Source organism: Enterococcus sp. DIV1279b (assembly GCF_050531515.1).
Lineage (GTDB): Bacteria > Bacillota > Bacilli > Lactobacillales > Enterococcaceae > Enterococcus_D > Enterococcus_D casseliflavus.
Map to the genome: position 1 here is coordinate 150478 of NZ_CP172891.1, position 12488 is coordinate 162965.

The 12488-nt window shown below is 47.1% G+C and carries 8 protein-coding genes; 6 read left to right on the plus strand and 2 right to left on the minus strand.

The window, feature by feature from the left end; all coding sequences use genetic code 11:
• The first annotated feature begins 120 nt into the window (after positions 1-120).
• The 6 genes from IGI71_RS00725 (at position 121) to IGI71_RS00750 (ending at position 10278) form a co-directional block, all read left to right on the plus strand.
• Entirely contained in the window at positions 121-1872 is a 1752-nt protein-coding gene (locus IGI71_RS00725; protein WP_167822602.1) for a hypothetical protein, read from the plus strand.
• 166 nt (positions 1873-2038) lie between these two features.
• The gene (locus IGI71_RS00730) at positions 2039-2479 is read left to right on the plus strand and encodes a MarR family winged helix-turn-helix transcriptional regulator (RefSeq protein ID WP_010748552.1); all 441 of its coding nucleotides are present in this window, start codon (positions 2039-2041) and stop codon (positions 2477-2479) included.
• On the plus strand, positions 2476-4218 hold the full coding sequence (locus tag IGI71_RS00735) for an ABC transporter ATP-binding protein (protein ID WP_430616068.1): 1743 nt from the start codon (positions 2476-2478) through the stop codon (positions 4216-4218). The genes IGI71_RS00730 and IGI71_RS00735 overlap by 4 nt, the downstream gene beginning before the upstream one ends.
• Positions 4184-5950, plus strand: a complete 1767-nt coding sequence (locus tag IGI71_RS00740; protein ID WP_074934300.1) for an ABC transporter ATP-binding protein — start codon at positions 4184-4186, stop codon at positions 5948-5950. The genes IGI71_RS00735 and IGI71_RS00740 overlap by 35 nt, the downstream gene beginning before the upstream one ends.
• A gap of 166 nt (positions 5951-6116) precedes the next feature.
• Positions 6117-7553, plus strand: a complete 1437-nt coding sequence (locus tag IGI71_RS00745) for a glycoside hydrolase family 1 protein (protein WP_005226667.1) — start codon at positions 6117-6119, stop codon at positions 7551-7553.
• A 262-nt stretch (positions 7554-7815) separates the two neighbouring features.
• The gene (locus IGI71_RS00750; RefSeq protein WP_194193620.1) at positions 7816-10278 is read left to right on the plus strand and encodes a heavy metal translocating P-type ATPase; all 2463 of its coding nucleotides are present in this window, start codon (positions 7816-7818) and stop codon (positions 10276-10278) included.
• A 73-nt stretch (positions 10279-10351) separates the two neighbouring features.
• Here IGI71_RS00750 and IGI71_RS00755 read toward each other — a convergent pair whose 3' ends face one another.
• A complete protein-coding gene (locus IGI71_RS00755) occupies positions 10352-11068 on the minus strand; it encodes a GntR family transcriptional regulator (protein WP_005226669.1) in 717 nt (238 codons plus the stop codon).
• A gap of 108 nt (positions 11069-11176) precedes the next feature.
• On the minus strand, positions 11177-12448 hold the full coding sequence (gene celB / locus IGI71_RS00760; RefSeq protein ID WP_005226670.1) for a PTS cellobiose transporter subunit IIC: 1272 nt from the start codon (positions 12446-12448) through the stop codon (positions 11177-11179).
• Positions 12449-12488 lie beyond the last annotated feature (40 nt).

A 12488-nucleotide genomic window follows, 5' to 3' on the forward strand; every position in this document is an offset into this window, starting at 1 on the left:
TTAGTATTTGGTTAAATTTTTACCATGTATCCCTTTTCACTAAGCTTTCTTTTTCCCCTCCTCGTCCCTATCTGGTACTCTTTTTATGAGCGTACCGAAAAGGTGCAAGGAGGTTTTTTTTTGAAACAAAAAATAGTACAAAAGCCGCTTTTCTGGCAAGTGGTGACTCTGATTGCAATGAGTGGTGTTTTTTTATTGCCGCAGATTTTAGGCCAAGGCATGATTTTGGGCTCTGATGTGGTCTTTCACTTCAATCGTTTTTATGAGACCAGCCAGCAGATCAAAGAGGGCAATTTTCAATATTTTCTTTCTATCTACGGGTTTCAGCAATCTGCTCGTATCGTCAATGCATTATACGGGCCCTTTTTTGCCTATTTCCAAGGACTGCTGGTCTTGCTGAGTCCTTCGTGGTTTTCCTACCAGCTGCTCGCCAACGGGCTGCTCTATTTGTTAGCAGGGTTTTCGATGTTTGGCTTATTAAAGAAATTACGAGTCAATGGTTGGCTGTCAGTGGGGATGAGCGTCCTGTTTATGGCGACCTATTCTGTCCAGTATTGGATTGAGCGACAGGGCTTTTCTGCTTGGGGGGCGGCTGTGCTGCCGCTGTGCCTGATTCCACTGATCGCACTAGGGGAACATAAACGGTTACGGCCTTTTGCGGTAGGGGTTTCCGTGGCGGTCTTATTTCAAATCCATGTGTTTTCAAGCATCTTGTTAGTGTTCTTATACGTGCCCTTTTTCTTACGCGCCTTTTTTGTTGGGACTTCTGGCGAAGAAAAACGACAATTGGTGCTGCGCTTAGCAGGAGCGATCGGGATCTTCTTGCTACTGACCGCCAATATTTGGTTAGGGATGTTGGATCTTTATACGAGTAACACGTTGATCGCGCCTTTTGTGAATCGCAACATGCAGAACAATACCATTACTGGAACCAGCAGCTATTGGTGGACGACTCCGTACCTGCTGCCCATCTTATGTGCCTTGTTCTTTTGCGGTGCGATCCGTGTATGGCCACGTCTATCTGGCGGCTTCAAATTAATGACGGCAGCTGCAGCAGTCTTTTTCGTTTTATCATCGAACGCTGTTCCTTGGCAATGGCTAGGCAGTCTGGACAATGGTGTAATCAATTTACTGCAATTTCCTTTTCGGTTCTTTGTTCCTGCCACGATTTTGATCTTAGTCGGTTTGTGCCTGCTAGTTCCTTATTATCGGGGCAAGCCATTGGCAAATCCGCGTTGGTTTGTCCTCGTTTTAGTCTTGAGTGTTGGTCAAATCCTGATCCAAAACACGGTCAAAATGCAGGACTGGCACTCCGATGAAGCTGCGGTTTCACTGCGAAACCACACCTATCTGTCGGCGGAATCTGAAGCGCAATTGAAGGAAGCCTATTTTAGTAAAGACAAGTCCTTAGCATTAGCGCTGTATCAACGTTCTACGCCAGATTATCTGCCCCTCTATCAAGAAACCAAGAAGAACAAGTACAATTTGTACGGGGAAGAAATCATTGAAAAGAATGATACCGTGGCAAAAACCGTAGAAAACGGGAAGCTTACTTTACGTTGGCAAGGTGATAAAGAGACGTGGAAGGCGTTACCGATCATCAATTACCGATATACTGAATTGACCCTCAATCAGCAGCCACTAACTGAAAAAGATGTCTCTTTGAGTGCCATTGGTGCCGTTTCTGTCCAACAGCAAGCAGGGGAGAATGTCTTAGTCGTTGATTACGACGCGCCTTGGTTTTTCGACGGAGCTTTATGGCTGACGATCATTTCTTGGCTCGCTTTACTCATCGGCTTTATCAGCTGGAAAACAAGACAGCTGTACCGTCGTCGTAAGGTCGTACAAGCTTTATTGAAAGAATCTGAATAAAATGAATCAGAAAAGAACTTCAGCGAGAGGGCTGAAGTTCTTTTTTTGCTGATCAACAACAGTGGACCTGTTGCTTTTCGTCAGAAACAATAATCGTTGCGCACGCAACGATTATTCCTTATAATAGATTAGACACTTTGAAGAACGAAGAAAGGCAGGAGTGCTCATGGAAGCCATTATCCGCTCAATCAATCATATTGCCCGTCTCGCCACCCTTTATCGGGAAAAAGAATTGAAAAAATTTGGTTTAGGTGGGATGCATCATACCTATATCTTAAACATTTGCCGCCAACCGGGGATCAGTCAAGAAGCCTTAGCCAAGAAGATTTTTGTGAATAAAAGCAATGTTGCCCGTCAACTAGCAATCCTAGAAGAACGAGGATTTGTCACTAGAACCAGCAGTCCCACCGACAAACGACAATTACTGGTTTATCCAACCGAAAAAGCACTCGCCGTCCAACCAGCGATCCAACAGCTGCTTCAAAGCTGGAATGAACAAGTCGTAGCAGGTTTTTCTGCTGCCCAACAGCAGCAGTTGATCGCCGATCTGGAAATCGTCAAAGAAAATTCCCAGCGGCTTTTAGCGAAAGATGAGGCGATGGAATGAATCTTTTGACTCAATATTTAAAACCCTATATCGGCCGCATCTCCCTCGGCGTCAGTATCAAATTCTTCGGCTCCCTGATGGACTTGCTATTGCCTTGGATTTTGGCGTACATCATCGATTCTGTGATCCCCACGAAGCAGGTATCTGCGATTTTTGCTTGGGGTGGGGCGATGGTGGTCTGCTCCATCATCGCAGTCGTCACCAATATCATCGCCAACCGGATGGCCTCCAGTGTTGCTCGCGATACCACCGGTAGTATACGCCATGATTTATTTGAAAAAGTTTCCTATCTGTCGATTCCGCAAGTCGAAGAAGTCGGGATCCCTTCTTTGGTGTCTCGCTTAACGACAGACACTTACAACATCCATCAAACGGTAGGCATGATCCAACGGATGGGGATTCGTGCCCCGATTCTGTTATTAGGGGGGATCATGATCACTGCCACATTAGATCCCGTGTTGACGCTGGTCTTAGTAGGCGTCTTGCCCTTCACTTTAGTGGCGGCAGTCACGATCTCGAAACGGGGGATCCCCTTGTTTGCTTCATTACAAAAGCAAGTGGATGTGTTGGTGCGAACTGTCCGTGAAAATGTGACTGGGGCTCGGGTGATCAAGGCCTTGTCCAAAGCAGATTACGAGAAAAAGCGCTTTGACCACGTCAACCAAGACGTAGTAGCTGCGGAAACCACCGCTAATCGAACGATGGCTGCAACACCGCCCCTGATGGACCTATTTTTGAATATCGGACTGACGCTAGTGATCGTCGTCAGTGCCTTTCGCGTCAATCAAGGATTGACGCAACCAGGCGTCATCATCGCCTTTTTGACCTATTTTACGATCATTTTGAATGCCATGCTCAGTATCACGCGCATCTTTGTGATCGTGTCGAAGGGGCTGGCTTCTGCCGATCGGATCCAATCCGTCTTGCGCCTGCCGCAAAATATGCAAGTCATTGAGGCGCCTGTCAAAGAAGAGTCTGCGCATATCGTTTTTGAAAAAGTTTCCTTCACCTATCCTAACGGTACCCATGTGCTGAAAGACATCGATTTTTCCTTGCAGCCGGGAGAAACTTTAGGGATCATCGGTGCGACTGGTAGTGGAAAATCAACGATCGTCAAACTACTGCTGCGGCTCTATGACCCAACGAAGGGCATGATTCGCATCGCTGGTCGCGACATTCGCTCCATCGATCCGACGGAGCTGCATCAGTTATTCGGTGTCGTCTTACAAAAAGACGTGCTTTTTGCGGAAACGATCGAAGAAAATATCGCCTTTGGCCGGCGGTTTTCCAAAGAGCAGATCGAAGAAGCGGCGGCTCGCGCCCAAGCCAAGGAGTTTATCAATCAACTACCCAAGCGCTTAGCTCATCCACTGCATGCTAAAGGCAGCAATTTAAGCGGAGGTCAAAAGCAACGGGTCTTGTTATCGCGGGCATTGGCGGGGGATCCAGAGATTTTGATTTTGGATGATTCTGCCAGTGCGCTGGATTATCGGACCGACGCTCAGTTGCGCAAGGTCCTGAGACAGCAGTTTCAACAGACGACGACGGTCTTGATCGCGCAGCGGATCAGCTCGATCCAGCATGCCGACAAAATTTTGGTACTGGAAAACGGGCAAATGAACGGCTTTGGCAGTCACCAAGAATTACTAGCAGAAAATGCGATCTACCAAGCCATTTATCAAGGTCAGACAGGAGGTGCCGACGATGCCGAAGAAAAAAACGGAAAAACCGCAGGATAGTAAGAAAACACTACGGCGTTTGTGGGGCTATCTTTACGAGTACAAAGGTCTCCTGCTGGCAGCCGCTGTATTGATGATGGCCAGCAACATTTTCGCCTTGGTGGGACCGTTGCTTTCAGGGTACGCCATTGATGCCATTCAACCGGGTCCCGGCAAGGTCATTTTTGACCGAGTCTTCTTTTATTGTGGGCTGATGCTGCTGTTTTATCTTGCGTCTTCCCTTCTTAGTTATCTGATTTCGCTCATGATGATTCGCTTGAGTCAGCGGGTGGTGGCAGCGATGCGCAAGGCGATTTTTGATAAAATCACCGAACTGCCGGTGGGGTATTTTGACCGAGTCGCCACTGGGGATATCATCAGCCGCATCAGTTATGATGTCGATACCATCAATACGTCATTGGCCAGCGATGCCATTCAAGTCCTCAGCAGTCTTGTGACGATCATTGGTTCGTTTGTGATGATGGTTTTGATTTCGCCGCTGCTGGTGCTGATTTTTGTCGTAACGGTTCCCGCTTCGATCTTTTTGACCCGCTTTTTGATGAGCAAATTTCAACCATTGTTTCGTCGTCGTTCTCGCAAATTAGGCGAACTGAACGGCTTTGTGGAAGAGATTATTTCTGGTCAGCAAACGATCAAGCTGTATAACCAAGAAGAAGCGATCATCAGCCGTTTTGACGAAAAAAACCAAGAAGCGGTGGATGCCTATTACAATGCCGAGTACTACGGCAGTATGACTGGTCCTTCCATCAACTTTATCAACAATCTGTCGTTGTCCTTGATCAGTATGTTTGGCGCCTTGCTGTTTTTGTTCGGTCATCTGACATTAGGGAATGTTTCTTCCTTTGTTCTTTACTCCAGAAAATTCTCAGGACCAATCAATGAGTTAGCCAACATCTTCAGCGATTTGCAATCAGCATTGGCGGCGGCAGAACGGATCTTCCGTTTGCTGGATGAAGAACCTGAAGTTTCTGATGTTCCTGGAGCCTACGAATACCACGAGGTGTCTGGTGATGTCGCCTTTGACCATGTGACCTTCGGCTATCAAGCACAGCAGCCCATCATCAAAGATCTTTCGCTACAAGTACCAGCTGGCAGCTTGGTCGCGATCGTCGGACCGACCGGAGCCGGGAAAACCACCATCGTGAACCTCTTGATGCGGTTTTATGACCCTGACCAAGGAGCGATTCGGTTAGACGGTAAAAATATCCGCCAAGCGACACGTCGCAGCCTACGGCAAAGCTATGCGATGGTGCTGCAAGATACCTGGTTGTTCACGGGAACGGTTTTCGACAATTTGGCCTACGGCAAGGCGAATGCGACGTTGGCAGAAGTCCAAGCTGCTGCACAAGCCGCCCATATCCATGACTTTATTATGAGCCTGCCAAAAGGCTATGATACTTTGATCTCAGAAGACGGAACCGGTATCTCACAAGGGCAAAAACAGCTGTTGACGATTGCACGAGCAATGCTGTTGGATGCCGATCTGTTGATTCTTGATGAAGCCACATCGAATGTCGACACGCAAACAGAGCTGCTGATCCAAGCAGCGATGACCAAATTGATGAAAGGCAAAACCTCCTTTGTGATCGCCCATCGCTTGTCCACGATTCGACATGCTGATACGATCCTCGTGGTGGAACAGGGGAATATCGTAGAGCAAGGGACCCACGAAGAGTTATTAGCCAAAGAGGGGCGTTACGCCGCACTCTATCAGGCACAATTTGATGCATGATCCATAGCTAGTCCACATCCTTGCAAGGAGAACGCCACTGCTTGCAAGGATGTTTTTGCGTGCCATCGACTTTCTTGGCATAGGTACAAAATCTTCTTATGACAAATCAGGCAATTATCGGTATACTTAAGAAAGGGGTATCATCAAACAGAAAGAAGGGAAACAATTGGATCATAAACAACTAAAAGAATTCCCCAATGATTTTTTATGGGGTTCAGCATCAGCAGCCTATCAAGTAGAAGGCGCATGGCAAGAAGACGGCAAAGGCGCTTCGGTTTGGGACGATTTTGTCCGCATTCCCGGAAAAACCTTTAAAGCAACTAACGGAGATGTCGCGGTCGACCATTACCACCGCTTCAAAGAAGATGTTGCCTTGATGAAAGAACAAGGATTGAAAACCTATCGTTTTTCCATTGCTTGGACACGGATTTTTCCAGAAGGACGAGGAGAAGTCAATCAAGCAGGGTTAGACTTTTATTTAGCATTGATCGATGAACTGATAAAAGCAGGGATCGAACCGATGGTGACCTTGTACCATTGGGATCTGCCACGAGCTTTGCAAGAAGAATACGGTGGCTGGGAATCTCGCAAAATCATTGAAGATTTCACCAACTATGCAGCTGTATTGTTTGAAGCCTTTCGCGGCAAAGTCCACTATTGGGTCAGCTTGAATGAACAAAATATCTTTACTTCGTTAGGCTATCTTTTAGCTGCCCATCCACCAGGAGTGACCGATCCTAAACGGATGTATGAAGTCAATCATATCGCTAACTTGGCGAATGCCTCGGTGATCAACAAGTTCCATGAGATGAAAATCCCAGGGAAAATCGGACCAAGTTTCGCCTACTCACCAAACTACCCAATCAACAGCGACCCGAAAAATATTTTGGCAGCTGAAAACGCGGAAGACTTGATGGCGCATTATTGGTTAGACGTCTATCTATGGGGCGAATACCCGATTGCGGCAATGAATTACTTGAAAGAGCAAGGGATCGCACCAACGATTGAACCAGGAGATATGGACTTGCTGCGTTCAGCAAAACCAGATTTCTTAGGGATCAATTATTACCAAACAGCAACAAATGCCTACAATCCATTAGATGGTGTCGGTGCGGGGAAAATGAACACCACTGGGAAAAAAGGCAGCTCCGAAGAAACCGGGACACCAGGAATGTTCAAAAAAGCCGAAAATCCATTTGTGGAACGGACGAATTGGGATTGGGAGATCGATCCTCAAGGTCTGCGGATCGCTTTACGACGAATCACTAGCCGTTATCGGGTGCCTGTGATCATTACGGAAAACGGACTTGGTGAGTACGACAAACTAACCGACGATCATCAAATCCATGACCAATACCGCATCGATTATTTAGCAGGGCATGTCCATGCCATCAAAGAAGCGATCAGCGACGGCGCGGAAGTTCTTGGCTATTGCACCTGGTCCTTCACTGATTTGCTAAGCTGGTTGAACGGCTACCAAAAACGCTATGGCTTTGTCTATGTCGACCAAGATGAAACGCAAGAAGGATCTTTGGCACGCTACAAGAAAGACAGCTTCTACTGGTACCAAGAGCTGATCAAAACCAACGGGCAAGAGTGCTAGCCTCCTAAAACCAATACCTGAATAAGCGAAACGACCCCTGCAACGGCAGTGATCGTTTCTTAGAAAAAAGTACGTTCCACCTGTAGCGACCGCCCAAAGGTAGACCAAAAGTCTCGCGTTTTGGGCCGCTTCAAAGGAGAACGTCCTTTTTTTGAGTATTATCGTTGACAAGTGTAAACGATAATTGTAAAGTAGAAGAAGATTACAACTGTAAACATAAAAGGTTAATGGGTTTGCATAGCAAGCAAGGAGGAAGGAAACAATGATCGAAAAGAATTATGGGGTAAAAGGGATGACCTGTGCGTCTTGTTCCCAGACCGTCGAAAAAACAGTCAGCAAGCTGGCGGGGGTCGATCAAGCAGCTGTCAATTTGGCTACTGAAAAATTACATATTCGTTATGACGAGCAGCAGCTCACCGAAGAAACACTCGCTGCGGCCATCAAAGCAGCGGGCTATCAACTGATCGGCTCCCAAAGACAAGAGACCTTTGCCATCTCGGGCATGACCTGTGCGTCTTGTGCCCAAACAGTAGAAAAAGCTGTCCAAAAATTAGCGGGTGTGGAGCAAGCCTCCGTCAATCTGGCAACAGAAAAACTGACGGTCAGCTATCAACAAGATCAAGTGACCGCCGCGAAGATCGCAGCTGCCGTGAAAGAGGCGGGCTATGATGCACAGCTGCCGACCGCTTCTGCCGACAAGGCGGATTCAAAACAGGCAGAGATTCGTGCTTTATGGCAACGGTTTTGGCTTTCAGCGCTCTTTACGATCCCCTTGTTCTATTTGACGATGGGGGAAATGATCGGTTTGCCGATCCCTGGCTTTTTAGATCCGATGGCCTATCCAGTCAATTTCGTTACCACTCAATTGCTTTTGGTCTTACCGGTGATGGTCCTCGGTCGCGCCTTTTACATTGCTGGTTTCAAAGCGCTTTGGAAAGGCCATCCCAACATGGATTCCCTTGTCGCATTGGGAACCAGTGCTGCCTTCTTTTATAGTATTTATGGAACCGTGATGGTCTACCTGGGCACGACCCACTATGCGATGCACTTGTACTATGAAACGGCCGCCGTTATTTTGGCATTAGTTACTTTAGGAAAATACCTTGAGTCGGTCTCGAAGGGCAAAACCTCCGAAGCCATCAAGAAGTTGTTGGATCTCGCACCGAAAAAAGCCCGCGTGCTTCGTGGCAGCGGGAATCAAGCCGAAGAAGTCGAAGTGGGTATTGAAGAAGTCGCAGCTGGCGATATCTTAGTCGTACGACCTGGTGAGAAGATTCCTGTGGATGGGATCGTTACCCAAGGGCGCTCTGCCATCGATGAATCAATGATCACTGGAGAAAGCTTACCTATCGAAAAACAAGTCGGTGATCGGGTGATCGGCGCCAGCATCAACAAAAACGGCTCCTTTCAATATGAAGCCACCAATGTGGGAGAAGATTCAACGTTAGCGCAAATCATTCAGTTAGTAGAAAATGCCCAAGGCTCCAAAGCGCCGATTGCCCGCATGGCTGACAAAGTTTCAGGTGTGTTTGTCCCGATCGTCATGGTCTTGGCGGTTTTTGCAGGACTTGCCTGGTTTTTCTTAGGACAAGAAACCTGGATCTTCTCATTGACCATTACGATCTCTGTATTAGTGATTGCCTGTCCGTGTGCCTTAGGATTAGCGACACCGACCGCCATCATGGTGGGTGCGGGCAAAGGGGCAGAAAATGGCGTCTTGATCAAAAGCGGCGATGCGTTAGAAACAGCTAGAAACGTGACGACGATCGTTTTTGATAAAACCGGCACGATCACAGAAGGCAAACCAGTCGTAACCGATCTCCTACCTGCAGGTAATCACACGCCGACGGAATTGCTGCAGCTGGCGGCTTCTGTTGAAAAAGGCTCAGAACATCCATTAGGCGAAGCCATTGTGATCGAAGCCCGCACGCAAGCTCTCGCCCTACAAGAAGTTGACGGGTTTGAAGCGATCCCAGGGCATGGGATTCAAGGAACGATCGCTGGCAGTCCAGTCCTATTAGGCAACCAGAAATGGTTGGAAAAACAAAACGTTGCCATCGATGGCCTGATCGAGCAAGCCCAACAATTGGCTCACGAAGGGAAAACACCGATGTATGTTGCCAAAGACGGCGAAGCGATCGGGATCATCGCTGTGGCAGATACTATCAAAGAAAGCAGTCGAAAAGCCATTGAACGGTTGCATCAAATGGGCTTGTACGTAGCAATGATCACGGGCGACAATGCCCGAACGGCCCAAGCCATCGCCAAACAAGTCGGTATCGATGAAGTGATCAGTGACGTCTTGCCAGAAGATAAAGCCGCCAAAGTAGCTGGCCTGCAAGCCAAAGGCCAAAAGGTTGCGATGGTAGGTGACGGGATCAATGATGCGCCCGCGTTAGCCCAAGCCGATGTAGGGATCGCGATCGGCTCTGGTACCGATGTCGCCATCGAATCGGCAGACATCGTACTGATGCGCAGCGATCTGATGGACGTCCCATCAGCGATCGAGTTAAGTCGGGCAACCATCAAAAACATCAAAGAAAATCTTTTCTGGGCTTTTGCTTATAACGTCTTAGGCATCCCTGTCGCAATGGGTGTGCTGCATCTTTTCGGTGGCCCCTTGCTCAATCCAATGATCGCTGGGGCGGCCATGAGCTTCAGCTCGGTATCCGTTTTATTAAATGCCTTGCGACTGAAACGATTCCAACCCTCAGCGAAAAAATAAGCGAAGCAACGAATGCACCAACAAAAAGACCTGCCCACGGTTTTCTTCCATAAGAAATCGTGGGTAGGTCTTTTTAGTGCTGGACATCTAAATAAGAGTAGGCCCGCACGTCATAACGGTTGCGACTACGGGAAAATTCGATGGGTGAGCCATTTTTCTGATAGACGATCTGTTCGATCTCTAAGACCGGATCATCGGCTTTACAGTCCAAATACTGTTGATCGTATGCGGTACTTTTATCAGCGGCGATAGTGCGGTAGGCGCCAGCAAACTGGACCCCTAGTTCCTCTTTGACATAACGGTAGATAGAACTTTCTAAATGGCCACGAGTTAAATTGGGCACTAAATGGACGGGCATATAGGTATATTCTAAAATAAACGGTTGGTCTTCAAGAATCCGCAAGCGGACAATACTATAGATCGGCTGTTCTTCCGTTAACATCAACTTTTCTTGGATCGTTTGGTCAGGAAATTCGACTTGAAAATCGATGACCTGACTGACTAGCTTGCGGCCAGCTTTGCCCATTTCCGTTGACAAGCCTTCATAGACCGTTAAAGCAGTGGTGTCTTTTTTTAAGAATGGATGGTTCAATATTTTTGTTCCAGCGCCCCGCTGAGAATAAACCAGTCCTTCCATGGCTAAAATACCGATGGCTTTTTTGACGGTCATCCGGCTGACTCCGAATTCCTCGACTAAATCAGTTTGATTCGGCAGTAAGCTGTCAGGCGGATACGTTTTGTTTTTGATACGTGTGCGTAAAATATTGGCAATTTCTTGGTATTTTGGCATCTGATCACCTCGCAAGAAGTATAGCTGAAAAAAGCGGTTTCGACAATCAAACCTTGGTTTTTTTATAAAAAGAACGGCTGACTGAAAAAATTCAGCCAGCCGTTGCGCTTAATCGATTGATGGTTCTGCTTGACGATCTAACACACGTAAGAATGGATACCAGATCAAGCCGACGATCACCACGTCAATGACTTGCAGCAAACCACCTAACCAAGAGTTGGTTGCTAAGACACCACTGAAGACCACTGGAACGGTCCAAGGAACAGAAACACCAGTTGGTGCAGGAACAAGTCCAGCCGCCATCACTAAGTAGTTGAAGGTCGTTACCACAAGAGGTGCTACGACCCAAGGAATCAGGATCGTCGCATTCAAGACGATCGGCATACCGAAGATGGCTGGTTCGTTAACGTTAAAGATCCCTGGTGCTAAAGCCAAACGACCCACATCGCGGTATTGTTTTTTCTTCAATACGAAAGCCATCAAGATAACAACGGCTAACGTCATACCAGAACCGCCTAATCCAACAGTAAAGGTTTCCATAAATGGTTTTGTGACGATATGCGGCAGTGCATCCCCATTTTGATACGCTTCTAAGTTGTCTAACATCAATGTATTCCAAATCGGGTCCATCACAGAGTTGACGATGATTTGACCATGTAGACCGAAGAACCAAAGGAATTGAACAAAGAACAAAGCCAATAGAGTTGCTGGCAAGCTGCTGCCTAGTCCAGTCAATGGTTTTTGGATCAATTCATAAACCAGGTCATGCAAGTTGGCATTGAAGACACCCGTCATGATGGCATTGATCACTAGGAATACCGTTAAGGTGATAATTGCTGGAATCAAAGCGGCAAAAGATTTAGAAACTGCTGGTGGTACCCCATCAGGCATTTTGATCTGCCAGCCGCGTTTTGTGATGCGGCAATAGATTTCAGCTGCCAAAAATGCTGCGATCATCCCGATAAACATCCCTTTTGCGCCAAGACGATCAAGAGACAGCACACCGGAGATCGTTTCGCCAGATTCAGTAGTCATAAAGAAAGGAGTCAAGATCAAAAAGCTGGCAAACGAAACGGCACCACCAAAAATCCCTTCCACATCATATGATTTTGATAAATAATAGCCAATACCGAAAGTAACGAAAACAGTCATGATACTCATTGTTGCATTTTGCCCATTGCCAAACAGTGTTCCTAATGTTCCTTTAGTGGCATCACTGAAGAAGGGCAGGTTGTTTAAAACGACCACGATCGATCCAAACATAGTGATTGGGAACGAAAGCATAAACGCGTCCCGCAAGACGGTCAGGTAGCGATTTTGTCCTAAGGCATTCGCCAAGGGCAAAATCTTTTCAGATAACTTGTCCATAAAACCATTCATTATTATTTCACTCCTTAAATTTCTTTTTGCAATCGATTAC

Coding starts and splice junctions, on each gene's coding strand:
- IGI71_RS00735 (WP_430616068.1), top strand. CDS start 2,476: ATGAATCTTTTGACTCAATATTTAAAACCCTATATCGGCCGCATCTCC.
- IGI71_RS00730 (WP_010748552.1), top strand. CDS start 2,039: ATGGAAGCCATTATCCGCTCAATCAATCATATTGCCCGTCTCGCCACC.
- IGI71_RS00755 (WP_005226669.1), bottom strand. CDS start 11,068: ATGCCAAAATACCAAGAAATTGCCAATATTTTACGCACACGTATCAAA.
- IGI71_RS00750 (WP_194193620.1), top strand. CDS start 7,816: ATGATCGAAAAGAATTATGGGGTAAAAGGGATGACCTGTGCGTCTTGT.
- IGI71_RS00740 (WP_074934300.1), top strand. CDS start 4,184: ATGCCGAAGAAAAAAACGGAAAAACCGCAGGATAGTAAGAAAACACTA.
- celB (WP_005226670.1), bottom strand. CDS start 12,448: ATGAATGGTTTTATGGACAAGTTATCTGAAAAGATTTTGCCCTTGGCG.